General features: G+C 68.5%; 23 protein-coding genes. 10 read left to right on the plus strand and 13 right to left on the minus strand.

Translation table 11 applies throughout. The features are described 5' to 3' along the window. Nucleotides 1–55: 55 nt before the first annotated feature. The 4 genes from ACXYX3_RS10855 to ACXYX3_RS10870 all read left to right on the plus strand — a co-directional run bounded on the left by ACXYX3_RS10855 (nucleotide 56) and on the right by ACXYX3_RS10870 (nucleotide 3073). Entirely contained in the window at nucleotides 56–721 is a 666-nt protein-coding gene (locus ACXYX3_RS10855; RefSeq protein WP_458611684.1) for an MBL fold metallo-hydrolase, read from the plus strand. Next, complete coding sequence (hisS, locus tag ACXYX3_RS10860; RefSeq protein ID WP_241203818.1) at nucleotides 718–1977, plus strand: histidine--tRNA ligase; 1260 nt, start codon at nucleotides 718–720, stop codon at nucleotides 1975–1977. Before ACXYX3_RS10855 ends, hisS begins: the two co-directional genes overlap by 4 nt. Nucleotides 1978–2042: 65 nt before the next feature. Next, complete coding sequence (locus ACXYX3_RS10865; RefSeq protein WP_458611685.1) at nucleotides 2043–2489, plus strand: lipoprotein LpqH; 447 nt, start codon at nucleotides 2043–2045, stop codon at nucleotides 2487–2489. A 56-nt stretch (nucleotides 2490–2545) separates the two neighbouring features. Beyond that, nucleotides 2546–3073, plus strand: a complete 528-nt coding sequence (locus tag ACXYX3_RS10870; protein WP_241203816.1) for a DUF421 domain-containing protein — start codon at nucleotides 2546–2548, stop codon at nucleotides 3071–3073. On the opposite strand, the gene ACXYX3_RS10875 is transcribed toward ACXYX3_RS10870, so the two are convergent. From ACXYX3_RS10875 to urtA, 6 genes are all read right to left on the minus strand, one after another. Continuing rightward, the gene (locus tag ACXYX3_RS10875; protein ID WP_458611686.1) at nucleotides 3063–4412 is read right to left on the minus strand and encodes a DUF2254 domain-containing protein; all 1350 of its coding nucleotides are present in this window, start codon (nucleotides 4410–4412) and stop codon (nucleotides 3063–3065) included. The two genes, ACXYX3_RS10870 and ACXYX3_RS10875, sit on opposite strands and share 11 nt — an antisense overlap. 103 nt (nucleotides 4413–4515) lie before the next feature. Then, nucleotides 4516–5211, minus strand: a complete 696-nt coding sequence (urtE, locus tag ACXYX3_RS10880; RefSeq protein ID WP_458611687.1) for an urea ABC transporter ATP-binding subunit UrtE — start codon at nucleotides 5209–5211, stop codon at nucleotides 4516–4518. Further along, nucleotides 5208–6023 carry an urea ABC transporter ATP-binding protein UrtD gene (urtD, locus tag ACXYX3_RS10885; RefSeq protein WP_458611688.1) on the minus strand — a complete coding sequence of 272 codons (816 nt, stop codon included), beginning with the start codon at nucleotides 6021–6023 and terminating at the stop codon, nucleotides 5208–5210. The genes urtE and urtD overlap by 4 nt, the downstream gene beginning before the upstream one ends. Further along, nucleotides 6020–7120 (minus strand): urea ABC transporter permease subunit UrtC, encoded by a 1101-nt coding sequence (gene urtC, locus ACXYX3_RS10890; RefSeq protein WP_458611689.1) that lies wholly within the window; start codon nucleotides 7118–7120, stop codon nucleotides 6020–6022. The genes urtD and urtC overlap by 4 nt, the downstream gene beginning before the upstream one ends. Next, nucleotides 7117–8001, minus strand: a complete 885-nt coding sequence (urtB, locus tag ACXYX3_RS10895; protein WP_241203811.1) for an urea ABC transporter permease subunit UrtB — start codon at nucleotides 7999–8001, stop codon at nucleotides 7117–7119. The genes urtC and urtB overlap by 4 nt, the downstream gene beginning before the upstream one ends. A 4-nt stretch (nucleotides 8002–8005) precedes the next feature. Beyond that, the gene (gene urtA, locus ACXYX3_RS10900) at nucleotides 8006–9271 is read right to left on the minus strand and encodes an urea ABC transporter substrate-binding protein (protein WP_241203810.1); all 1266 of its coding nucleotides are present in this window, start codon (nucleotides 9269–9271) and stop codon (nucleotides 8006–8008) included. A gap of 266 nt (nucleotides 9272–9537) precedes the next feature. On the opposite strand from urtA, the gene ACXYX3_RS10905 reads away from it, so the two are divergent. Next, a complete protein-coding gene (locus ACXYX3_RS10905) occupies nucleotides 9538–9957 on the plus strand; it encodes a hypothetical protein (protein WP_241203809.1) in 420 nt (139 codons plus the stop codon). Here ACXYX3_RS10905 and helR read toward each other — a convergent pair. Continuing rightward, nucleotides 9905–12151, minus strand: a complete 2247-nt coding sequence (helR, locus tag ACXYX3_RS10910) for an RNA polymerase recycling motor ATPase HelR (RefSeq protein WP_458611690.1) — start codon at nucleotides 12149–12151, stop codon at nucleotides 9905–9907. The genes ACXYX3_RS10905 and helR overlap by 53 nt on opposite strands. A gap of 56 nt (nucleotides 12152–12207) precedes the next feature. On the opposite strand from helR, the gene ACXYX3_RS10915 reads away from it, so the two are divergent. Next, a complete protein-coding gene (locus tag ACXYX3_RS10915; RefSeq protein ID WP_241203807.1) occupies nucleotides 12208–13227 on the plus strand; it encodes an Rv2578c family radical SAM protein in 1020 nt (339 codons plus the stop codon). A gap of 5 nt (nucleotides 13228–13232) precedes the next feature. On the opposite strand, the gene ACXYX3_RS10920 is transcribed toward ACXYX3_RS10915, so the two are convergent. After that, nucleotides 13233–14864 (minus strand): DUF885 domain-containing protein, encoded by a 1632-nt coding sequence (locus tag ACXYX3_RS10920; protein ID WP_458611691.1) that lies wholly within the window; start codon nucleotides 14862–14864, stop codon nucleotides 13233–13235. After that, nucleotides 14857–15744 carry a KPN_02809 family neutral zinc metallopeptidase gene (gene ypfJ, locus ACXYX3_RS10925; RefSeq protein ID WP_458611692.1) on the minus strand — a complete coding sequence of 296 codons (888 nt, stop codon included), beginning with the start codon at nucleotides 15742–15744 and terminating at the stop codon, nucleotides 14857–14859. Before ypfJ ends, ACXYX3_RS10920 begins: the two co-directional genes overlap by 8 nt. Between ypfJ and ACXYX3_RS10930 the strand changes: the two genes are divergently transcribed. Further along, the gene (locus ACXYX3_RS10930; protein WP_458611693.1) at nucleotides 15725–17302 is read left to right on the plus strand and encodes a carboxylesterase/lipase family protein; all 1578 of its coding nucleotides are present in this window, start codon (nucleotides 15725–15727) and stop codon (nucleotides 17300–17302) included. The genes ypfJ and ACXYX3_RS10930 overlap by 20 nt on opposite strands. Here the strand turns inward: ACXYX3_RS10930 and ACXYX3_RS10935 are convergent. Then, a complete protein-coding gene (locus tag ACXYX3_RS10935; protein ID WP_458612045.1) occupies nucleotides 17296–17793 on the minus strand; it encodes an SRPBCC family protein in 498 nt (165 codons plus the stop codon). The genes ACXYX3_RS10930 and ACXYX3_RS10935 overlap by 7 nt on opposite strands. Before the next feature lie 79 nt (nucleotides 17794–17872). Here ACXYX3_RS10935 and aspS point away from each other — a divergent pair, with 79 nt between their 5' ends. After that, nucleotides 17873–19648, plus strand: coding sequence for an aspartate--tRNA ligase (aspS, locus tag ACXYX3_RS10940; RefSeq protein WP_458611694.1), 1776 nt, complete (start codon nucleotides 17873–17875; stop codon nucleotides 19646–19648). After that, nucleotides 19645–20094 carry a nitroreductase family deazaflavin-dependent oxidoreductase gene (locus ACXYX3_RS10945; protein ID WP_458611695.1) on the plus strand — a complete coding sequence of 150 codons (450 nt, stop codon included), beginning with the start codon at nucleotides 19645–19647 and terminating at the stop codon, nucleotides 20092–20094. The genes aspS and ACXYX3_RS10945 overlap by 4 nt, the downstream gene beginning before the upstream one ends. On the opposite strand, the gene ACXYX3_RS10950 is transcribed toward ACXYX3_RS10945, so the two are convergent. Beyond that, entirely contained in the window at nucleotides 20091–22664 is a 2574-nt protein-coding gene (locus ACXYX3_RS10950) for a flavin-containing monooxygenase (protein ID WP_458611696.1), read from the minus strand. The two genes, ACXYX3_RS10945 and ACXYX3_RS10950, sit on opposite strands and share 4 nt — an antisense overlap. A 150-nt stretch (nucleotides 22665–22814) precedes the next feature. Here ACXYX3_RS10950 and ACXYX3_RS10955 point away from each other — a divergent pair, with 150 nt between their 5' ends. After that, entirely contained in the window at nucleotides 22815–23207 is a 393-nt protein-coding gene (locus ACXYX3_RS10955; RefSeq protein WP_458612046.1) for a nitroreductase family deazaflavin-dependent oxidoreductase, read from the plus strand. On the opposite strand, the gene ACXYX3_RS10960 is transcribed toward ACXYX3_RS10955, so the two are convergent. Further along, on the minus strand, nucleotides 23197–23685 hold the full coding sequence (locus tag ACXYX3_RS10960) for a DUF302 domain-containing protein (RefSeq protein WP_458611698.1): 489 nt from the start codon (nucleotides 23683–23685) through the stop codon (nucleotides 23197–23199). The two genes, ACXYX3_RS10955 and ACXYX3_RS10960, sit on opposite strands and share 11 nt — an antisense overlap. Nucleotide 23686: 1 nt before the next feature. Continuing rightward, nucleotides 23687–24871: a thiolase family protein gene (locus ACXYX3_RS10965; protein ID WP_458611699.1), complete on the minus strand. Its 1185-nt coding sequence runs from the start codon at nucleotides 24869–24871 to the stop codon at nucleotides 23687–23689. Between the last annotated feature and the right edge of the window lie 64 nt (nucleotides 24872–24935).

Consider the following 24935-nt stretch of genomic DNA (forward strand, 5'->3'; position numbering starts at 1 on the left):
CCGCTGTGACCCCTCGTGAACTGCGCGGCGAGTTCGGCATGGGAAGCTTTACGGCGTGTTGATCACCGGATTCCCCGCCGGGGTCCTGGCGTGCAACTGCTACGTGCTGGCACCCGGGCAGGGCGCCGATGCGATCGTCGTCGACCCCGGCCAGCGCGCCATGGGGCCGCTGCGGCGCATCCTCGACGAGAACCGCCTCACCCCGGCGGCGGTGTTGCTCACCCACGGGCACATCGACCACATGTGGTCGGCGCAGAAGGTCGCCGACACCTACGGCTGCCCCACCTACATCCACGCGGCCGACCGGCACATGCTGAACGACCCCATCAACGGGCTGGGGCCGCGACTGGCGCAGCTGGCGGTCGGGGCGCTGTTCCGTGAGCCGCGGCAGGTCGTCGAACTCGACCGCGACGGCGACAAACTCGACCTCGGCGGCATCACGGTGACCGTCGACCACACGCCCGGCCACACGCAGGGCTCGGTGGTGTTCCGCGTGGACGAGGGACCCGACCAGCTCGCCTTCACCGGCGACACGCTGTTCAAGAATTCGGTGGGCCGCACCGATCTGCCCGGCGGTAGCGGGCGCGATCTGCTGACCTCGATCGTGACCAAACTGCTGGTGCTCGACGACGACACGCTGGTCCTGCCCGGGCACGGCGAGCGCAGCACCATCGGCGTCGAGCGCCGCTCCAACCCGTTCCTCGAAGGTTTGACGACGTGACCGACTTCAAGGCGCCCAAGGGCGTTCCGGATTACCTGCCGCCCGACTCCGCCGAGTTCGTCGCGGTGCGTGCTGCGCTGCTCGGCGCCGCCCGCCGCGCCGGCTACGGCGACATCGAGCTACCGATCTTCGAGGACACCGCGTTGTTCGCCCGCGGCGTGGGGGAGTCCACCGACGTGGTGTCCAAGGAGATGTACACCTTCGCCGATCGCGGGGAGCGGTCGGTGACGCTGCGCCCCGAGGGCACGGCGGGCGTCATGCGCGCGGTGATCGAGCACGGCCTCGACCGGGGTCAGCTGCCGGTCAAGCTGTGCTACTCGGGCCCGTTCTTCCGCTACGAGCGGCCGCAGGCGGGCCGTTACCGGCAGCTGCAGCAGGTCGGGGTGGAGGCGATCGGCGTCGACGATCCCGCGCTCGACGCCGAGGTGATCGCGGTGGCCGACGCCGGATTCCGCTCACTGGGCCTCGACGGGTTCCGGTTGGAGATCACCTCGCTCGGCGACGACACCTGCCGGCCCCAGTATCGAGAGCTGTTGCAGCAGTTCCTGTTCGGCCTCGACCTCGACGACGAGACCCGGCGCCGGGCCGAGATCAACCCGCTGCGCGTCCTCGACGACAAGCGCCCGCACGTCAGGGAGATGACCGCCGACGCTCCGTTGATGCTCGATCACCTCTCCGAGGGGGCCAAGGCGCACTTCGACACGGTGCTGGCGCACCTGGATGCGCTCGGCGTGCCGTATGTGATCAATCCGCGCATGGTGCGCGGGTTGGACTACTACACCAAGACGACATTCGAGTTCGTCCACGACGGCCTGGGCGCCCAGTCCGGGATCGGGGGCGGTGGCCGCTACGACGGGTTGATGAGCCAGCTGGGCGGCCGTGACCTGTCGGGCATCGGCTTCGGGCTGGGGGTGGACCGCACGCTGTTGGCGCTGCGCGCCGAGGGCAAGACCGCCGGCGAGGACTCCCGTGTCGACGTGTACGCGGTGCCGATGGGCGCCGAGGCCAAAGTGCGTCTGGCGGTGCTGGCGGCACAGTTGCGCGCGGCGGGCGTGCGGGTCGACATGGCCTACGGGGACCGCAGTCTCAAGGGGGCGATGAAGGGCGCTGATCGCTCGGGCGCCTCGATCGCGCTGGTCGCCGGAGACCGTGACCTCGAGACGGGCACGGTCGGGGTGAAGACGTTGGCGACGGGCGAGCAGGTCGACATTCCCATCGATCAAGTGGTCGCCCACGTGCTCGCCACGCTGAACTGATCGGACAGGGCCCGCGTCAGGGGCGCGTCAGGGATCGTCCGCCCCCGGTCCGGGTACTCGGTGACATGAGACACAGTCATGTCAGGTTCCCCACCGCGGTGGGCGCCACGATCAGCGTGCTCGCGGCGTTGGCCGCGACGGGATGTTCCGACAGCTTTCATGCACTGGGCACCCACACCGCGACCGTGTCGATCAACGGCACGGCCGTCGAGGCGACGCCCAAGATCCGATGTCACCAGGCACAGTGGACGTGGTTCATCGAGACCCTGGACAAGTCCCCGGGGTTCCAGGCACAGGTGCAGACCGGCAACACCGTGGAAGCGAAGTTGATCCGCATCGACGACCTGGGTGGGTTCACCGGCAGTGCGTGGCAGGACGAGGGCACCCCGGTCGGCGCCCAGGCGACCCTCGTCGACGGCACGATGACGATCTCCGGCGTGGCGACGGGGTACTTCCGGGACGCGCCGGCGGACACGACGACCACTCCTTTCGAGATCCGCACCGATTGTTGACCGGATGGACGAGCGTGCCGGGGTGTCGGGGTCTTCCGGCTGGGTAGGCGGTGTCCATGTGGTTCGACAACTGGTCAGACATCATCCGTGTTCTCGCGGTCGGCGCGGCCGCCTACGTGACACTTGTTGCGGTGCTTCGTGTTTCGGGTAAGCGCACGCTGGCGAAGCTGAATGCTTTCGATCTCGTCGTGACGGTGGCCGTGGGGTCGACCCTGGCGACCATCCTGCTCAACGCTGATGTGTCCTACGTGGAAGGCGCATCGGCCTTCGCCCTTCTGGCCGGGTTGCAGTACGTGGCCGCCCTGATCTCGTCGCGATCGCAGCGTGGCCGGGCATTCCTGACATCGCGGCCCACGCTGCTGCTCTCGCGAGGCCGCTTCGACGACGCGGCGATGCGGCGTTCGCGCGTCGGCGAGGCTGAGGTGAGGCAGGCTGTTCGAGCCTCCGGCCGCGGAGACGTGAGCACTGTCGCCGCGGTGGTGCTGGAAACCGACGGATCTCTCAGCGTGATCGGAGGAGATCAACTCGGCGACGGATCGGCCATGCGCGATGTGCGCGAGGGCAGCCCGCTGGTCAACCCGTAACCCACCGGTGGTCGAGGGCCGCACGGACATCACTGCCGAGGCGTGTGAGTCGGGCTCGGTCGATCGGATCGAACGCCCGCGCGGCGATATCGCGCTCCACGCGCGCCAACTGCTCGCCGACCGCGCCGCGATCGTCCGGTGAGCGCGCCATCCATCCGACCTGGCGCAGCAACACCAGGATCTCGCCGGTCACTGCGGAATCCTCACCGCCGTAAAGCACGGTCTGGTTGCAGACGGTGTCGAGCAGGTCGGCCAGAGACGGGCGCGCGATGACGACGCGTACGGCGTCGTCATCGTCGTACATCACGTGCGGTCCGAGCCGGTAGGCGATGAATTCACAGAGCATCGCGCTGCAGGCGTGCAGTCCGTGGATGGCGGTGGTGGGGTCGTTGATTCCCGGGCTGAGCGCCCGCAACACGACGTCGACGACCTGACGGAGCCCGTAGGCGATGTCTTGGGCCCCCGTCCGCTCGATATCGGTGTGCAAGGCCGCCGCGACTGCGTCGCACAGGGATTCTTCGTCCGCGTCGTCGTCCCCGTCGGTCATCCGGAAGAACGCCACCGGAACGCCGCGCACCACCGCTGCCCCCAGCGGTTGATCGACCCAGATCAGGGCGTCCGCGGAACACGCCGCGCTGCACAACGCGTCCTCGTCGATGCCCACGAGGAAGCCGGACGTGCGTGCCGGCACCGCAGTGGCCGACGGGGGCACCGCGGGCGGGGGCCCGGGACTGCCGGCGTCGTCACGCGACTCGAGCAGCCTGCCTGCGCTGCCCACCGCATCGGTGCGGATGTGATCGAGCATCGTTTCGATGCGGATCTGGCGGACCAGGTGCCCGAGGAAGAGCACCAGCATCATGACGCTCGCGACGGCCAGCAGGAAAGCCCCGGTGACGGCGATCTTGGGCACGAACCGTGTGATGGTGTCGCTGTCGTTGCGCACTGTGCGCAGCACCGTCACCGCATAGGCGAAGGTGGCCAGGAACAGCGCGAGCGTGCGTTGGACGAAGTGATCCGAGGCGAAGGTCCGGAGGAGTCGGGGGGTGTACTGGCTGCTCGCCAGCTGCAGGGTGACCAGGGTGAGTGAGAACGTCAACGACGTGACGGTCATCAGCGCGCTCGCGATGGTGCCGAGGATCTCGCGAGCCGCGTCGGCGCCGCCACCGAACAGATAGGCCTCGACCGTGGCGGGCAGGCGCCCGTCGACCAGCCGATCCAGCTCGGGAACCGCGACACCGGCGGCGAGCGCGGTGACGACCGCGAGCGCCGGTACCGGCCACAATCTGCTCCGCAGAGCATCGCGAACCACCGTTCGGCGCTGCTGCAACCTCGTCCACATGGGAGGGTGGTACCCGGACCGGGCATCCGTGCAACCGAGCGTGCGTCGTCGCTCGCATTGCCGGCGTGTTGGCTGCAGACACGCCCGCTCGCGGGGAGGTAGGTCAGATGGCCATCGCGGCGCGCACATCGGCCTCCGACGCCGAGCCGCCCGTACCGCTCGAGGTGATCCGGCCGGCCTCGAGAATGTAGTACCGCTGCGAGGACTCCAGCGCGAACCCGATGTGCTGTTCCACCAGCAGCACGCCCAGATCGCCGCGCGCGGTCAGCGCGGTGATCGCCGCCTCGATCTCGGCGACCACCGACGGCTGGATGCCCTCGGTGGGCTCGTCGAGGATCAAGCACGTGGGCGAGGTGATCAGCGCGCGGGCGATCGCGAGTTGCTGACGCTGGCCGCCGGAGAGCAGGCCGGCGCGCCGGGTCAGCAGTTCCTTGAGTGCCGGGAACAGATCGAGCTGTTCGTCGATCAGCGCCTTGCCGTTCTTCCGCCCGTCGGCCACGACCTGGAGATTCTCCGCGGTGGTCAACTGTCCGAACGACTGCTGGCCCTGCGGCACGTAGGCCAGTCCACGTGCCACGCGGGCGCTGGGCCGCAGTTTGGTGATGTCCTCGCCGTCGAAAAGGACTCTGCCGCCGGCACATTTGAGCAGGCCGACGGCGGCGCGCAGCAGTGTGGTCTTCCCGGCCCCGTTGTGACCCATCACGGCGGCGACGCCATCGGAGGGCACCTCGAGGCTGGCCCCGTGGATCACGGTGCTACGGCCGTAGCCGGTGCGGACGTCGACGAGTTCGAGTGTCACGAGATTCCTTCCGCGCCTGCGGCAGCGGTGCCGAGGTAGACCTCCTGCACCTTGGGGTCGGCCTGCACCTGCGCCACGGAGCCCTCGGCGATGACCTGGCCGCGCGCCAGCACTGTCACCGATGTGGCGAATGCTCGCATGAAGTCCATGTCGTGTTCGACCACGACGACGGTGCGTTCGGCACCGATGCGCCGCAACAGGTTCCCGGTCTCCTCGCGTTCCTCGGCGCTCATCCCGGCCACCGGCTCGTCGAGCAGCAGCACATCGGCGTTCTGCACCAGCAGCATGCCGATCTCCAGCCACTGCTTCTGCCCGTGCGCCAGCACACCCGCCGGCTGGTCCGCGAGGTGGGTCAGGCCGATGGTGTGCAGCGTCTGCTCGATGATCGGCAGCACGCCGGAGCGCCGCCGCAGCAGTGTCCACACCGAGCGCCCGGCGCCGGCGGCGATGTCGAGGTTCTGCAGGACGGTCAGCTGCTCGAAGACGCTCGCGGTCTGGAACGTGCGTCCCACTCCGCGGCGCGCGATCTGGTGCACCTTCTTGCCGAGCAGCTCCACGCCCGATTTGTTCACCGACCCGGTCGCCGGCACCAGCCCGGTGATCGCATCGATGACGGTGGTCTTGCCCGCGCCGTTGGGGCCGATCAGGAAACGCAGATCACCCTGGAACAGCGTCAGGTCGACGTCGCTGACAGCCTTGAAGCCGTCGAAATCGACTGTCAGACCGCGCACTTCGAGGTACTGCGTGCCCATCCCGGCATTACCGCCTTCGACGGGCTCCTTGCCCGCTGTCGCGGCGTCGACCTCGGTCATGAACCCACCCCCACCTTCTCCGGGTCGGGAGTGTTGTCCTGCGCAGGCGAAGCGGGCTTCTTCCGTCGCCGGCGCAGCACGACGCCGAGGCCCGCGAGCCCGGCGGGGAAGAAACCGACAACGACGATGAACAGCAGACCCTGGGCGTACGTCCACTCCGACGGGAACCGTTCGGAGAACAGTGTTTGCGCCCACGCCACGCCGATCGCGCCGAGCACCGGGCCGAGCAGCGTGGTGCGTCCGCCGATCGCGACACCGATCAGGAACGCGATCGACGGCAGGATGCCGACCTGCGAGGGCGCGATGAAGCCCACGATGGGGGCGAACAGCGCCCCGGCGATACTCGCGAACAGCGCGGCGACGGTGTAGGCGACCACCTTGATGTTGGCCGGGTCGTAACCCAGGAAGCGCACCCGCTCCTCACCGTCGCGCACCGCCATTAGCAGTTCGCCGTAGCGGCTCTGCATGAGCTGGCGCACCACCGCAACGACGAGCAGCAGCACCGCGGCGGCGATGAAGTACAGCATCCGGCGGTTCACCGGATCGTTGAGGGTGAAGCCGAAGAACGTGCGAAACCTGTTGAGGCCGTTGGATCCGCCGAGACCCGTCTGACCGACCAGCAGGATCGCCAGTGCCGCCGCCAGCGCCTGGGACAGGATCGCGAAGTACGCACCCTTGACCTTGCGCTTGAACACGCCGAATCCCAGCGCGGCCGCGATCGCCGTGGGTAGGGCCACGATCGCGACGAGTGTGACTGCGGGGGAGGCGAACGGCTGCCAGTACGAGGGCAATTCGCGCACGCCCTGGATCTGCATGAAATCGGGCACGTCGTCGCCGCGCAGCTGCGCATCGGCGATCTTGAGATGCATCGCCATCAGGTAGCCGCCCAGGCCGAAGAACACGCCCTGGCCCAACACCAGCATGCCGCCGCGGCCCCACGCCAGACCGATGCCGGCGGCGACGATCGCGAAGCACAGGAACTTGCCGAGCAGGCTGAGCCGGAAGTCCGACAGCACCGCGGGGGCGATGACGAACAGGACCAGTGCGGCGACCCCGAAGCCGGCCCACGTCTGCCAGCGGCCGATGAGGGTTCTCACACCAAACTCCTTGTCCGCACGGTGAACAGGCCCTGCGGACGCACCTGCAGGAAGATCACGATGATCACGAACACGACGACCTTGGCCAGCGACGCGGTGGTGTTGTACTCGATGAACGAGTTGAGGAAGCCCAGCGCCAGGGCCGCGATCACGGTGCCCTTGATCTGTCCGAGTCCGCCGACCACCACGACGAGGAACGCGTCGATCAGGTAGCTCTGTCCGATCGTGGGGCTCGTGGAGCCGATCAACGTCAGCGCCACACCGGCGACGGAGGCCAGACCCGAGCCGATGAAGAACGTGGTGATGTCGGTGCGCCGTGAGGAGATGCCGCTGGTCTCGGCGAGGTCGCGGTTCTGTACGACGGCGCGGATGCGCCGACCCATCGGGCTGACCTTGAGCACCGTGGCCAGTGCCGCGACGCACACGACGGCCAGCACCAGGATGAAGATGCGGGTCTTCGGCACGACGGCACCCAGGATCTCCACCCCGCCCGAGAGCCACGCCGGAGCCACCACGTTGACCGCGGGGGCGCCGAAGACATCGCGCGCCACCTGCTGCAGGATCAGACCGACGCCGAACGTCACCAGCAGGGTGTCCAGCGGCCGGTCGTACATCCGCTGGATGAGTCCAACCTCGAGTGCCACGCCCATCGCGCCGCCGATCAGGAAGCCGATGAGCAGCGAGATGACCAGCGACGCACCGGCACTGGAGATCACCTGCTGCACGACGTAGGCGGTGTAGCAGCCGGCCATGATGAATTCACCGTGCGCCATGTTGATGACGCCCATCTGGCCGAACGTCAGCGACAGGCCCAGTGCGGCCAGCAACAGGATCGAGCCGAGGCTCAATCCTGTCGCCAGCTGCCCGATCAGGACATCCATGGGGTCAGCCGGACAGGCCGGCGGCCCACGGGTAGGACTTCAGGAACGGGTCGGGCTGGATCGGCCCGGGGGACTGCCACACGGTGTAGATCAGCCCGTCGGGCCGGATCTCACCGATCCGTGCGGTCTTCGTGATGTGGTGGTTCTCGCCGTCGATCGTCACCAGGCCTTCGGGAGCGTCGAACGTGACGCCGCCGGCGTTGTCCTGAATCGCTTTGGTGTCGAACGACTTCGCCTTCTCGACGGTGTTCTTCCACAGATACACCGAGGTGTAGGCGGCTTCCATCGGATCCGAGGTCGGCTTGTTCGCGCCGTAGGCCTTCTTGTACGCCTCGACGAACTTCTGGTTCACCGGGGTGTCGAGGGTCTGGTAGTAGTCCCAGGCCGTGAGCTGCCCGGTGATGTTCTGCACGCCGATACCGCCGACCTCTTCCTCGGCGATCGACACCGATACGACCGGCATCTGCTGCGGGGTCAGGCCCACGTTCTTGTACTCGCGGAAGAACGCGACGTTCGAATCGCCGTTGAGCGTGTTGAACACGGCGTCAGCATCTGCGGTGCGGACCTTGTTGACGATGGTGGAGAAATCGGTGGACCCCAGCGGCGTGTAGTCCTCGCCCTTGATCTCCATACCGTTGGCGCCCGCATAGGCCTTGATGATGCGGTTGGCGGTCTGTGGGAACACGTAGTCGCTGCCCACCAGGTAGAGCGACTTGACGCCCTTCTCCTTGAGGTAGTCCAGCGCCGGCACGATCTGCTGGTTGGTGGTCGCTCCGGTGTAGAAGATGTTCGGCGACGCCTCCAGGCCTTCGTACTGCACCGGGTAGTAGAGCAGCGAGTTGTTCGACTCGAACACGGGCAGCATTGCCTTGCGGCTCGACGAGGTCCACCCGCCGAACACCGCGGCCACGCAATCGCTGCTGATCAGCTTCTCGGCCTTCTCGGCGAACACCGTGGGCTCGGACGCGCCGTCCTCACCGACGAGCTGGATCTGCTTGCCCATCACTCCACCGGCGGCGTTGATCTCGTCGACGGCCAGTTTGATGGAGTCACGGACGGTGACCTCGGAGATCGCCATGGTGCCCGACAGGGAGTTCAGCGACCCGACCTTGATGGTCGGCCCGGAGGTGTCCACGCAGGACTCCGCATTTGCTGAATCGGTCTCACTGGCCTTGCTTCCACAGCCTGCAAGCAGCAGGGCGGCCGCCGCGACGATACTTCCCGCGGCAAGCGCGGTGCGCCGGGACGGGTGGCGCCGAGGATGCTCCATAGAGGGCCTTTCTGAGGGTCGACGGCGTTCACCTGGGCACGAAGTGCTGTGTCGCCACGAGTGACGACCGGTGAGCGCGAATTTGTCGACACGGGTCGGTGTCGAATCGGGACGTTAGAACGCCTGTGTTTCTGTCAAATGTCTGTGTGTGACAGCCCGGTTAACCTGTTGGCCGACGCGGAAGTTGGTTTGCCGTTCACTCGGGCACGGTGAGTAGACCCCACCTGCCGGTAACGGTTTGAGTACCGTCGGACGATGTGATGGACATGCGAACAGCCACAGCCAAGCTCGGGGTGTCTCTGATGGTCGCGGCCGCGTCGGTGGCCCTCACTCCGGGTGTCGCGAGCGCCCAGCCGGAAGCTCACAAGGTCCAGTACACGGTGAGCGTCGCCGGGCCCTATCAGTTCGACGTGACGTACCTGGTGAACCAGCCGGCGGACAAGTCGGCCTACAACGCCGATGCGTACGCCTACCTGAAGCGCGACACCGTCACCATCGCCCCCGGGCAGCCGTGGACGTTCGAGACCACGCTGGCCGACCCGCAATGGGCCTACGTGTGGGCGAGCAGCACCACCAAGGGCGGGCAGGCGGCGCCGAACGCACACTGCGAGGTCGCCGTCGACGGACAGATCGTCATTCAGGGTGACCATCCGTACAGCCCGCTGTGCCAGGGCGCCCAGTGGTGAGTTGACCCGTCCGCTGCTCGGTCAGTCCGCGCAGCGGTTCGGGCAGCGGCCCGGTGTGCAGCACACCGAGCCGCTGGGTGGCCCGGGTGAGTGCCACGTACAGGTCGGCGGCCCCGCGCGGGCCGTCGGCCATGATCGTTTCCGGTGAGACCACGAGCACCGCGTCGTACTCCAGGCCCTTGGTGTCCGCCGGCGTGACCGCTCCCCGAGTGCCCGGAGGTCCGATCACCACGCTGGTGCCTTCCAACTTCTGCTCGCCCGCCACGAATTCACCCACGGCACCGGCCAGGTCGTCGTCGGTGACGCGGCGCGACCACGGCGCGACACCGCACGACCGCACCGATTCGGGCGGTGTCACGTCGGGGGCGAACTCGGCCAGCACCGCGGCAGCGATCGCCATGATCTCGCTGGGCGTGCGGTAGTTGGTCAGCAGCGGCCGGTACAGCCACCGGCGGTCGACGTACGGCTCGAGCGTCGCCTGCCACGAGGTCACCCCGGCGGCGGAGCGGCGCTGGGCCAGATCGCCGACGATCGTGAACGACCGGCGCGGACACCGCCGCATCAGGACCCGCCACTCCATCGCCGACAGTTCCTGGGCCTCGTCGACGACGACGTGCCCGTACGTCCAGTCCCGGTCTGCGGCAGCACGTTCGGCGAGCTCGCGGGTGTCACGTTCTTCGAAGCGCTCGGCGAGCTCCTCGGCGGCGATCACGTCGGAGGCCAGCAGCTGGTCCTCGTCGTCCATCAGGTCTTCGCGGCCGATCATCAGGTCCAGCACCCCGGCCGCGTAGGCGGCTTCCTCGCGACGGTCCTTCTCGGCGGCCGCCTCGGCCTTCTTGTCGCGGCCCAGCAGGTCGACCAGTTCGTCGAGCAGCGGCACGTCGGACACCGTCCACGCGTGCCCGTCGGTGCGGAGCAGGATCGGATCGGCCCCGGCAGCGCGTAGCCGCTCGGGAGATGAATACAGTTCGGCCAGAAGCGTTTCCGGCGTCAGCATGGGCCACAGCTCGTTCAGGGCCGCTGCGAAACCGGGGTGTTCGTCGAGTTCGTCGACCAGTTCCGAGCGCAGGTGCTCCCAGGCGTTGCGGTCCTCGCGTGTCAGCCAGCCTCTGCCGATCTTGGCGATCGCGCGTTCGGTCAGCGCCCAGGTCAGCACGTCGGCGAACACCGTGCGGGCATCGTTGTGCGTCTTGCCGCTGGCGCGGGCCTCGTCGACGGCCCACTGCGCGATGTCGGGATCGATGCGCACGGACACATCGGCCAGATCGATCGGAATCGGTTCGGCCGGAACGCGCTGCCGGTCGGCGACGGCCGCTGCGAGCACCGTGAGCATCTCCAGCGAGCCCTTCACGCGGGTGACCTCCGGGGTGTCCCGGGAGGCGACCTGCAGCCCCGGGTACAGGTCACCGGTGGTCATGAACACGACGTTGGTCTCGCCCAGCGAGGGCAGCACGCGGCCGACGTGATCCAGAAACGCCGCGTTGGGCCCGACGACGAGGACGCCGTGGCTCTCCATGCGCTTGCGTTGGGTGTAGAGCAGATAGGCCACCCGGTGCAGCGCGACGACGGTCTTGCCGGTGCCCGGCCCGCCTTCGATGACCAGCACCCCGGCATGGTCGAGGCGGATGATCTCGTCCTGTTCGGCCTGGATGGTGGCCACGATGTCGCGCATGCCGTCCCCGCGTGGTGCGTTGACCGCAGCGAGCAACGCCGCGTCGCCGGTGCCCCGGGAGCCGAGGTCCTCGCCTGCGTCGGGGCGGCCGAGGATCTCGTCGGTGAAATCCAGCACGCGGCGGCCCATCGTGTGGAACTGGCGCCGGCGGCGCATGTTCTCCGGCGACGCGCCGGTGGCGACGTAGAAGGCGCGGGCGGCCGGTGCCCGCCAGTCGACGAGCAGCGAGGCGAAATCGTCGGATTCGTCGAGGATGCCGATGCGCCCCACGTAGACCGTCTCGCCGTCGATGCTGTCGAGCCGCCCGAAGCACAGGCCGCTGTCGGCGACGTTGAGCCGGGCCATCTGCCGGGCCAGCGCGCGCACCTCGGCGTCGCGTTCCACGAGCGTGCCGCCGGTGCCGCGCAACGCGTCGCGGTAGCGGTCCCGCACGCGCGTGCGCTCGGCGTCGAGGCGCTCGTAGAGCGTGGCGACATAGCGCTGTTCGGCGGCGAGTTCGGTGTCGTGGGTGTCAGTCGACATGGTGCCTGCCACGCTACTTGCTTGACACGGTTTCGAACGTGTGTTCGCATGGAGACATGAGGTGGTCCGGTCAGGGTGTCGACGTCGACGACGGAGCGCTACCCGGTCTGCAGCGGCTCGGCCTGATCCGCAGCGTGCGCACGCCGGAGTTCCAGGGCATCACGTTTCACGAGGTGCTGTGCAAATCGGCGCTGAACAAGGTGCCCTCGGCGTCGATGCTGCCATTCCAGTACACCGTCAACGGTTACCGCGGCTGCTCCCATGCCTGCCGGTACTGTTTCGCCCGCCCGACGCACGAGTACCTGGACTTCGACAGCGGCCAGGACTTCGACACCCAGGTCGTCGTGAAGACCAACGTGGCCGACGTGTTGCGACGCGAGCTCCATCGCCCGTCATGGACCGGCGAGACCGTCGCACTGGGCACCAACACCGACCCCTACCAGCGGGCCGAGGGGCGGTATGCGTTGATGCCGGGCATCATCGGCGCGCTCACCGAGTCGGGTACCCCGTTCTCCATCCTCACCAAGGGCACATTGCTGCGCCGGGATCTGCCGCTGCTCACCGACGCGGTACGGCGGGTCGAGGTCAGTGTCGCGGTGTCACTCGCCGTCGGCGATCCGTTGTTGCACAGCCGGATCGAGCCGGGTACGCCGACACCGCAGGCCCGGCTGGGGCTGATCTCGGCGATCCGGGAGGCAGGGCTGCCCTGCCACGTGATGGTGGCCCCGGTGCTGCCACGGCTCACCGATTCGGTTGCCCACCTCGACGACCTGCTGGGCCGGATCGCCGCGGCGGGTGCGACCAGTGTCACGGTCTTCGGTCTGCATCTGCGCGGCAGCACCCGTGGCTGGTTCATGGACTGGCTGGCGGCGAGCTACCCGGATCTGGTGGGGGAGTACCGGCAGCTCTACCGGCGCGGTGCCTACCTGCCGGCCGACTACCGGGCGATGCTCGCCCAGCGCGCCGCCCCGCTGATCGCCAATCACGGTCTGGCGCCGGGTCGCTCGTTCCGGGAGGCCGGTGCGCGCCGACCTGCACCCGCCCCGGCGCCCCCGGTCCAGCCGGCGTTGTTCTGATGCTCTCAGGCGAGCAGAGCCGACCGCAGGACGTCGAGCGGCAACCCGCCCAGATCCAACGCCTGCCGGTGGAACTCCCTGAGCGACAAGCCATTTCCCGTGACCGTGTCGCGCAGCTCCTGCCAGATCCGCTGACCGATGGCGTACGACGGCGCCTGTCCCGGCCAGCCCAGGTAGCGGTCCAGTTCGAAGCGCAGGTTTTCCTCGGCCATCGCGCTGTGCGATTGCAGGAACGTCCAGGCCCGCGCCGCGTCCCACGTGCCGCCGTCGGGCGCGGGTAATCCGCAGTGCACGCCGATGTCGATCACCACCCGCGCGGCGCGGAAGCGCTGTGCGTCGAGCATGCCCATCCGGTTGCCGGCATCGTCGAGCCAGCCCAGCTCGGCCATCAGCCGTTCGGCGTACAGCGCCCAGCCCTCGCCGTGCCCGGACACCCAGCAGCCGAGCCGGCGCCACCGGTTGAGCTGATCGGCCAGCACGACGGCGCGCCCGATCTGAAGGTGATGCCCCGGTACGCCCTCGTGGAAGACGGTGGTCATCTCCTGCCAGGTGTGGAACGTGTGCACGCCGGCGGGCACCGACCACCACATCCGCCCCGGTCGCGTCAGGTCCTCCGACGGTCCGGTGTAGTAGATGCCGCCGGTGTTCGTCGGCGCGATTCGGCACTCCAGCCGGCGCAGCGGCGGCGCGATGTCGAAGTGCGTGTCGGCCAGCGCGTCGACGGCTTTGTCGGACAGATCCTGCATCCACTGCGCAAGCGCCTCGGTGCCGTGCACAAGGTAGCGCTCCTCGCCGTCGAGCCGGCGCAGCGCCTCGGTCGCGCTCGCTCCCGGATACAGCCGGTGGGCGATCGAATCCTGCTCGGCGACAATCGCGTTCAACTGGTCCAGGCCCCACCCGTAGGCCTCGTCGAGATCCACTGAGGCGCCGAGGAAGGAGCGGGACAGCACCGCGTAGTCTTCGCGTCCGCACGCGTCGACCTCGCGGGCGCGGGGGCCGATCTCGTCGCGGAACACCCCGACCAGCGCGGCGTACGCGTTGGCGGCGTCCTCGGCGCACCGGCGCAGTTCGGCGTGCAGCGTCAGATCGTGGGGTACGGCGTCGGCGACCATGTCCAGATACAGGTGCTGGATCTGACCGGCCTGGGCGATGCCCCGGCGGACCTGCCGGGCAGCGGGAGCGCGGCCGGCCGCCACTGCTGCGCGCAGCGCGTCGGCGTATCCGGACACCCGCTCGGGCACACGCGCCAGGCGCCGGCCGATGGTGGCCCAATCCTCGGCGGTGTCGGTCGGCATCAGGTCGAACACATCGCGCATCGTCTGCAGCGGCGAGGCGATCACGTTGAGCTCGCCGACATCGAGACCGGCGTCGTGCAGGTCGAGTAGCACGGTGAGGCGTTCGGTCAGTGCGGCGGCGGTCACCACGTCGGCGTCGTCGGCGGGGTCGGTCGCATCGAGCTCCCGCAGCGCGGTGCGCGCGGCATCGGCGCGGGCCGCGCAGCCCGCAGGGGAGTAGTCGGTGAGTTGGTCGTCGAACCCGGCGATGCCCGCCTCCGTCGCACCGCACGGGTCCAGTTGCGCCCAGGTGTCGAGGTAGCGTTCGGCGACGGCGTCGACGGCCGTGGCTGCCCTAGCCAAGGTCGCGGGCCGCGAAGGTGTCGCACTGGGCGGGCTCGCCGGTCTGGTAGCCGGTGGTGAACCACTTCTGCCGCTGCTCGGAGGACCCGTGGGTCCACGACTCCGGATTGACCCGGCCCGTCGCCGAGCGCTGGATTCGATCGTCACCGACCGACGCCGCGGCCGACAGCGCGTCGGCGATGTCCTTGTCGCTCAGCGGTTCCAGAAACGGCACGCCGGTGCTCTCCTGTTTCGTGATGGCGGCGTAGTGAGCCCAGACCCCGGCGTAGCAGTCGGCCTGCAGCTCGGTGCGCACGCCGGCGCCGCTGGCGCCCTGCGGGTCCTGCTGGGCCCGACCCAAGACCCCTTCCAGGTTCTGCACGTGGTGGCCGAACTCATGGGCGACAACGTACTCCTGCGCCAGCGGCCCTCCACTGGAACCGAATTGGGTCGTCAGGACGTCGAAGAAGTCGGTGTCGAAATACGCCGTCTGGTCGACCGGGCAGTAGAACGGCCCCATGTCGCTGCTCGCCTGCCCGCACCCGGTGTCGACCCCGCCGGTGAACAGCCGCACCTTCGGACGGGTGTAGCCCGGCATCAGCTGGGCCCAGACGCCATCGACGGAGTTGCCGGTCGCGATCACCCGGCACTGGACGATCGCGTTGGCGTCGGCGCCCGTCTTGCACTGGCTGGTGTCGAAGCCGGGCGTCTCGGCGGTCTGTGCACCGCCCTGCTGCTGCGGGATCACCGAACTGGGATCGACCCCGAGGAACAGCGCCACGACGACGATCAGGAGCCCGCCCAGGCCGCCGCCGACGGCGATGCCTCGGCCCGGGCCGCGCCCACCCCCGCTGGTCGACGTGGTGCTGGTATCGATCTGCATGCCCTCGTTGAAGGTCATGGCCCCACCTCGCTTCGCCGCCGGGCCCGCATCCCGGGCCCGTCAAGAATCGCACACTACGATTCGCGCTGTGGCAGTCGTCGCCGGACCATCCACCGTCGTGCGTACCTCTCTCGGGGAGCTGCGCGGTGACCTCGAGGGCGGCATCGGCGTGTGGCGCGGGGTGCCCTACGCCGAACAGCCGGTCGGGCCGCGGCGATTCCTGGCGCCGACGGCGGCGAAGCCGTGGGGCGGGGTGCGCGAGGCGCTCGAGCACGGTCCGTTGCCGCCGCAGACCACGTCGTTCGTCGGGGGCGGCCGCGACGATCCCAAGGTCCGCGACGAGGCCTGCCTGACGGTCACGATCTGGTCGCCGGACACCACGGCCTCACTGCCGGTGATGGTGTGGATTCCCGGCGGCGCATTCGTCTACGGCGCCGGGCAATTCCAGCTCTACAACGGGTCGCGGCTGGCGGCCAACGGCAACGTGGTCGTCGTCAACGTGACCTATCGGATCGGGGTGTTCGGCGGCCTCGAGCTCGGGGACCTGGGACCGGGTTTCGACGACAACCTCGCCCTGCGCGATCAACTCGCGGCGCTGCGCTGGGTGCGCGAGCACATCGCATCGTTCGGTGGCGATCCGGATCGGGTTACGGTGTTCGGCGAGTCGGCGGGAGCGACATCGGTGCTGGCACTGCTGGCCTGCCCCCAGGCCGGCGGGCTGTTCCACCGCGCGATCGCCCAGAGCCCGGCCCTGCCGCTGATCGCCGATCGGGAGCTGCGCGCGCAGCGGGCCCGCGATTTCCTCGACCAGCTCGGTGTGCCCGCCGCCGAGGTCAAGGAGCTGCCGCAACGGCAGCTACGGCGTGCCGCGGGTCAGGTGCAGCTGGCGAGTGCGGCGCAGACGCCCACGCTGGCCTATGGGCTGACGCACGGCACCGAGCTGCTGCCCCGGCATCCCATCGACGCGGCGCGCGCCGGAGAACTCGCCCGGATACCGCTGATCATCGGCACCAACAGCCACGAGGCGACGATGTTCGCCTGGACTCGCCCGCCGATGCTGCCGACCACGCGGGCGACGGTGCACGCATACTTCGATCGGGTCGCTCCCCACGCCAAAGAGGCCGTCCTGCAGGCCTATCCGCGCTATCCGCGACGCAGCGCCCTGCTCGCCATCGGCTCGGACGTGATGTTCGGCGGACCTGCGTGGGCGTTCGCCGACGCCTACAGCTCGCGCGCGCCGACCCGGATGTACCGGTTCGACCATGCCGGGCTGAGCCTGCGTCTGCTCGGGCTCGGCGCGACCCACGGCAGTGAGATCGTGCACGTCCAGCACAGCTATGCCTCGTTCATCGGGCGCAAGCTGCATCCGCTCGGGCGCCGCTTCCCGCCGTCGGTGGGCGTGCGCATGCAACGCACCTGGCTCGACTTCGCCTGCAGCGATCGCGTGCACGACGAGGCGAACTGGCCGCTGTACGACACAGAGAAACGCCGTACCCGGCTGATCGCCACCAGGCGGGACGCGGTCGAGGACGACCCGGACCGGATGCGCCGCCGCGCATGGGCCCGAATCTACTGAGGTCCGAACCGCTGATCGGTGTAGCGGCGCAGTTCGTCGAGGAACCGCTGGCACATCCGGTTCATCACCGGCGCACCCAGGGACAGGCCGGCGCGTCCGGCGAGGTTCGCGGGCTGCAGCGCCATGATCCAGGTCAGGTGGCAGCCCCGTGATGTCGGCACCACGCGGTAATCCTCGGCGAACGCGGCCATGCTCGACGTGCTGGCCTCGTTGAAGCGAAACGCCATGCGTTCGAACGGGTCCCAGGCCAGGAACTCCTCCTTGCCGGTGATCCCGCCGCGCATCTCGACGGTGCGCGTGGTCCCGACGCCACGAGGTGGCGGGCTGGTCCAGGTGACCTTGGTGATCACGGTGGCCCAGTGCGGCCAGGACTTCTCGTCGGCCAGCACCTCGAAAAGCTGCGCGGGCGTGATCGCGAGATCGACGGTGCTGATGATGCGGTACGGCGCAGACTCCAGGAAGTCCAGGCCGACACGGGCGCAGGCGTGCATGGCCAGCACCTTAGTCAGGACGACGGGGCCCACCTCTAGACTGGATCGTCGATCACCGCTGTTTCCGAAGGAGTTTTTCGTGCTGCGTACCCGCACCGCCGGATCGTTGCGTGCCGCCGACGCCGGTCAGACGGTCACGCTGGCCGGCTGGGTGGCGCGCCGCCGTGACCACGGCGGCGTCATTTTCATCGATCTGCGCGACGGTTCCGGGGTGTCTCAGGTGGTGTTCCGGGAGGGAACCGTCCTCGACCAGGCGCACCGGTTGCGCTCGGAGTTCTGCGTCGCCGTGACGGGCGTCGTCGAGATCCGGCCCGAGGGCAACGCCAACGCCGAGATCCCCACCGGCGAGGTCGAGGTCAACGCGACGTCGCTGACGGTGCTGGGGGAGAGCGCGCCGCTGCCCTTCCAGCTCGACGAGACCGCCGGCGAGGAAGCCCGGCTCAAGTACCGCTACCTGGATCTGCGCCGCGAGGGCCCCGGGAATGCAATCCGGTTGCGCTCCAAGGTGAATGCCGCCGCACGCGGCGTGCTGGCCGCCCACGACTTCGTCGAGATCGAGACGCCGACGCTGACGCGCTCGACACCCGAGGGTGCACGCGATTTCCTGGTGCCCGCTCGCCTGCAGCCCGGTTCCTTCTACGCGCTGCCGCAGAGCCCGCAGCTGTTCAAGCAGCTGCTGATGGTCGCGGGCATGGAGCGCTACTACCAGATCGCGCGCTGCTATCGCGATGAGGACTTCCGCGCCGACCGCCAGCCCGAGTTCACCCAGCTCGACATGGAGATGAGCTTCGTCGAGGCCGACGACGTGATGGCGGTGTCCGAAGAGATCCTGCGGGCGCTGTGGGCACTGATCGGCTACGACCTGCCGACGCCGCTGCCGCGCATCAGCTACGCCGAGGCGATGCGCCGGTTCGGCAGTGACAAGCCCGATCTGCGGTTCGGGGTGGAGCTGGTGGAGTGCACGGAGTACTTCGCCGACACGCCGTTCCGCGTGTTCCAGGCGCCGTATGTGGGCGCGGTGGTGATGCCGGGCGGCGCCTCGCAACCGCGCCGCACGCTCGACGGCTGGCAGGAGTTCGCCAAGCAGCGTGGGCACAAGGGACTGGCGTACGTGCTCGTCGGTGAGGATGGGGAGCTCACTGGACCCGTCGCCAAGAACCTGTCCGACACCGAGCGCGATGGGCTGGCCGCCCATGTCGGGGCACAGCCGGGTGACTGCGTGTTCTTCGCCGCAGGCACTCCCAAGGCGGCGCGGGCGCTGCTGGGCGCCACGCGCATCGAGATCGCCAAGCGCCTCGACATGATCGATCCGAGCGCGTGGGCCTTCACCTGGGTGGTGGACTGGCCGCTGTTCGAACCGGCCGACGACGCAACGGCCTCCGGCGACGTCGCCGTGGGGTCCGGGGCGTGGACCGCGGTGCACCACGCATTCACCGCGCCCACGCCCGAGTCCGAGGCGACGTTCGACACCGATCCGGGCTCCGCACTGGCCAACGCCTACGACATCGTCTGCAACGGCAACGAGATCGGCGGCGGCTCGATCCGTATCCACCGCCGCGACATCCAGGAGCGGGTGTTCGCGATGATGGGCATCGACCACGACGAAGCCCAGGACAAGTTCGGATTCCTGTTGGACGCGTTCACCTTTGGCGCTCCGCCACACGGGGGCATCGCATTCGGCTGGGACCGGATCGTCGCGCTGCTCGCCGGTGTCGACTCGATCCGCGAGGTGATCGCGTTCCCCAAGTCCGGCGGCGGAGTCGACCCCCTGACCGATGCCCCGGCGCCGATCACGCCGCAGCAGCGCAAGGAATCCGGCATCGACGCGAAACCGGAGAAGGTGGGCAAGCCGTGAGCGACATCGACAAGACGAAGCTGTACTCCGACACGGCGGCGCTCGACGACTTCAACCGGAAGATTGTCGAGGAGTTCCGCGCCAACGGCGGCACAGTCGGCGGCCCCTTCGAAGGTGGCACGCTGCTGTTGCTGCACACCGTCGGCGCGAAGTCGGGAGAGCCGCGGTTGTCGCCATTGGCCTACCTGACCATCGACGAGAAGATGATCATCGTCGGCTCCTACGCCGGCGCGCCGAAGAACCCGGCGTGGGTGCACAATCTGCGGGCGAACCCGCGTGCCCGCATCGAGGTCGGCACCGAGACGTGGGACGTCAGAGCGCGCGAACTGCCCGCCCACGAACGCGACGCGACATGGCAGAAGGTCGTCGAGTACTCGCAGGTGTTCGCCGGCTACCAGGCGAACACGTCGCGAACGATTCCACTGTTCGAGCTCGTTCGCGTCTAGACCGGCATCGGCACCAGTAGCCTGCGGACCGCTTCGGCGAACTTTTCGCGCACGGGTGCGCCGGACACCACGAGCCCGACCATGGTGAGCGAACAGTGCGTGTGACCGCGGGCCGGGATGTGCTCGACGGGAACGCCCCCAGCGCGCAGCGCCGCAGCGTATGCCTCGCCCTCGTCGCGCAGGACATCGAATTCGTTGGTGACGATCACCGCGGGCGGCAGACCGCGCAGGTTCTTCCCTCGCAGCGGGGCTATGCGCGGGTCGTTCCGCTGCGGCGGGTCGCAGTACTGATCGAGGAACCATTGCATCAACGACGCGTCGAGGTCGTAACCGGAGCCGCACTCGGCATAGGACGGGCGGCTCGTGTCAGTGTCGGTCACCGGCGCGAGGAGTGCCTGTCCCACGATGCGCGGTCCGCCGGTGTCGCGAGCCGCCTGGCTCACCACTGCGGCAAGCCCCGCGCCCGCGCTCCACCCACTCACCACGATGCGTTCGGGGTCGCCGCCGACTGCCGCGGCGTGGTCGGCGATCCATGAGGCGGCCGCGACGGCGTCGTCGACGGCAGCCGGAAACCGATGTTCTGGGGCGTGTCGGTATTCGGCGGAGACCACGATCGCCCCGGTGCGGAGGCACAGATCACGGCACAGCCCGTCGTCGGAAGTCGAGTCGCCGAGTACCCATCCACCGCCGTGGAAATACAGCACGATCGGGTGGGGGCCCGGGGATTGTGGGCGATACAGGCGGTACGCCATGTCGCCCACCGCGCCCGGGTAGACGCCGTCGACGACGCCCGCGACCGCTGGACCCGGCGGATACATCGCGATGATCGCGCCGAAGGTGGCCCGTGCGTCCGCCGGCGACATCGTTTCCAGCGGAGGCAGTCCCAGCAGTGCCGTCTGCTCGAGGACCATCTGGACATCGGGCTGCAGTCGGCGGATCACCCCGTCGCGACACCTGTGTCCGGACGGTCCGATGCGGCGGAAGCCGAGCAAATCGCGGGCCAACATCTCTTCACACGCCGCGCGGTAGAAGTCCACACCCGCCGTGTAAGGCATGAACACCGTGGGTTTGCCCGGGATGTTCGCGCCCCGGTACCACGAATTCGCTTGTGGGAACAAGGTGATGGCGGCGCAGTCATCGACATGCTGCATCCATCCGGCCACCGCGGTCTCCGTGGGTTCGATGGTGTGAAAGTCGCTGCTGCGCAACTCCGTGATGAGCTCGGCGCACAGATCGACGTGCTGCTCGATCGAGACCGCCATGTTCGAGAGCACCGATGGGCTGCCGGGGCCGGTGACGAGGAACAGGTTGGGGAACCCGGCGACAGTCAGACCCAGGTAGGTTCGTGGCCCGTCCTTCCAGGAGTCGCGCAGTGCGTGGCCGTCACGCCCGACGATGTCGACGGACAGGACAGCTCCGGTGACGGCGTCGAAGCCGGTCGCCAGCACGATCGAGTCGAATTCGAACGTCTGCTGCTCGGTGTCGATTCCGGTGGATGTCACCGAACGCAGAGGATCTCGGCGCAGGTCGACGAGTCGGACGTTGTCACGGTTGAACGTCGCGTGGTAGTCGGTGTCGAGGCACACGCGTTTGGCGCCGATCGGATAACCCGTCGGGCACAGCGCCTCCGCGATCTCCGGGTCGACGACCGTTGCCCTGATCTTCGCTCGGAAGAAGTCGGCGAGTTCGCGATTGGCGGCTGGATCTGACATCACGTCGGAGTAGACGTTGAGCAGCTCCAGCAATTCGCCGATCTCCCAAGCACGTTCGTAACGCTCGCGCCGTTCCGCCTCGGATGCGGTGAAGGTGGGCGTCATCGTGCGTTCGATGGGAACGCCGCCGAACGACAGCCGTCCGGCGGCACGATAGCCGGCCTCGTCGCGCAACTGCTCGAGCTTCTCCGGCGCCAGTTGCCCGTTGTGCGCGGGTAGTGAGAAGTTCGGGGTGCGCTGGAAGACCACGAGTTCGCGTGCTTGTCGGGCGATGTGCGGAATGCACTGGATGCCCGATGATCCCGTACCGATGACGGCGACGCGCTGTCCGGTGAAGTCGACGGAAGCACGCGGCCAGCGGCTGGTGGAGTAGATCTGTCCGCTGAACCTCTCGAGGCCGGAGATGTCGGGGTCCTTGGGAATGGACAGGCACCCGGTTGCCATCACCACGTAGCGGCACGTCGTGGTCTGCGAGCCGGTGTGCACCTGCCACAGCTCGCGCCCGTCGTCCCAGCGGGCGGCGTCGACACGGGTGTCGAACACGATGTCGCGACGGAGGTCGAACTTATCGGCGACGTGGTCGAGATAGCGCAGGATCTCCGGCTGGGTGGCGTACTTCTCCGACCACTGCCAGTCGCGCTGCCAGTCCGGGTCGAACGTGAACATGTAGTCGACGCTCGGGATGTCCACCCTCGCGCCCGGATAGCGGTTCCAGTGCCAGGTACCGCCAATGTCGTCTCCGGCCTCGAACACCCGCACCGTCAAGCCCGCACACCGGAAACGGTGCACGGCGTAGAGTCCGGCGAAGCCCGCCCCCACGACGACCACGTCGACGTCGGGCCGACCGCTGTCAGCCACCTCCTCATGGTCCGCCGCGGAGTGCGCCCACGGGCCGGTTTGGTCGATTTTCCGGGGAATAGATTCGGCCTCGCCTGGGTCGTGACCCGTGTGAGTGACACCGAATTCAACTCAGAAGAACTGGCCGCCAACCGCGATGCGCTGGACCAGATGAATCGCCAGGTGGTCGAGGAGTTCCGCGCCAACGGCGGCAAGGTAGGCGGCATGTTCGAGGGCTCGCCCATCGTGCTGCTGACCACGACCGGCGCCAAGTCGGGACAGCCGCGGCTGTCACCGCTGGTGTACTTCGACATCGACGGCCGGATCCTCATCGCGGGCTCCATGGGTGGCGCGCCCAAGGCCCCGGCGTGGGTGCACAACCTGCGCGCCCACCCTGACGTTCACGTCGAGATCGGCGAGGACTCCTACGACGCCGTGGCCAGAGAACTGCCGCGCGAGGAGCGCGACGCGCTCTACCCGCGCGTCGTCGAGAAGGCGCCGCAGTTCGGGGAGTACCAGGCCAAGACGACCCGGGTCATCCCGTTGTTCGAGCTCACGAGGTGACCTTGGCGGCCAGCGCCGCCAGCTTGTGGTCGAGAGCCGCTGCGGCGGCGCGCAATTCGTTGTTGGATTCGACGAGCATCAGCGACGACGGTCGGACATAGGTGAGGCTGCTGCCGTCGTCCTCGTCGAGGATCACCGCTTCGACCGGAACGAACAGCCCTGCCGTCTGGTCGTGCCGGAGCATCGTGACCGCGATCAACGGGTTGCCGAGGATGACTCGCAGCACCTTGCGCTCGATACCGGCCTTGGTCACCCACGCGCCGTGGTCGAGCAGCGCGAACAGCATGAATCCGCTGGGCCCGACGTAGGGTTCGACGCGTCGCCGGTACGCCTCCCAGTCGCCGCCCGCGGCGCCGATCTCGGTGATCGGCACCGGCTGCTCGCCGATGTCGGCGAGCAGCGCGGCGACCAGCTCTTCGTAACCCTTCGTGCTGTCATAGCGCACCCGGACTCCCTCGAAGGGGGTCTCGGTCGGCATGTCAGAGCCGCTCGATGATCGTGGCGTTGGCCATTCCGCCGCCCTCGCACATGGTCTGCAGGGCGTAGCGACCGCCGCGCTGCTGCAGGGCGTGGACGAGCGTGGTCATGATGCGGGCGCCGCTGGCGCCCAGCGGATGCCCGATCGCGATCGCGCCGCCGTTGACGTTGGTGCGGGTCAGATCCGCGCCGGTGTCGCGGGCCCACGCCAGCACCACCGGCGCGAACGCCTCGTTGACCTCGAACAGGTCGATGTCAGCCAGCGTCAGGTCGGAACGAGCCAGCACCTTCTCGGTCGCGGGGATCACGCCGGTGAGCATGTACAGCGGGTCCGAGCCCACCGCGACCGTCGTGTGGATCCGGGCCAGCGGTGTCAGGCCCAGCCGGCGCGCGGCCGCCCCGCTTGTGATCATCACCGCGGCGCTACCGTCGGACAGCGGTGAGCTGTTGCCCGGGGTGATCCGCCAGTCGATCTGCGGGAAGCGCGCTCCGATGGCCTCGTCGTAGAACGCCGGCCGTAGCCCGGCCAGGGTCTCGACCGTCGTGTCGGGACGGATGATCTCGTCGTGGGTCAGACCCGCGATCGGCGCGAGCTCGGCGTCGAACAGGCCGTCCTTTGCGGCGCGGGCCGCCTTCTGATGACTTTCGGCGGAGAATTCGTCGAGCTCGGTGCGCGACAAGTTCCACTTCGCCGCGATCAACTCGGCGCTGATGCCCTGGGCCACGAGCCCGTCGGGGTAGCGCTGCGCCACTCCGTGGCCGAACGGGCTGCTGCCCGGCAGGACGGACGCACCCATCGGCACGCGGCTCATCGATTCCACGCCCGCGGCGATCACGATGTCGTAGGCGCCGGCGAGTACCCCCTGTGCGGCGAAGCTGATCGCCTGCTGGCTGCTGCCGCACTGGCGATCGACCGTCGTCCCCGGGACGGACTCCGGGAATCCGGCGCCGAGCACCGCATTGCGCGCGATGTTGAGCGCCTGGTCGCCGGCCTGGGTGACGGCACCGGCGATCACGTCGTCCACGTCGACCGGGTCGATTCCGGTGCGGGTGACGAGTTCGCGCAGGCTGTGGGCGAGCAGATCCGCGGGCAGCACGTCGTGCAACGAGCCGCTGGCCTTACCCTTACCGACGGGGGTGCGTACCGCGCCGACGATCACGGCGTCGCGGTCGGAGTAGTCAGCCATGTGTCCTCCTGAGACTCGACTCTGAGTACTGCCTTCTATACTCAGATGTAACAGCTGAGTTCAC

Source organism: Mycobacterium sp. Panama NTM2 (assembly GCF_054355555.1).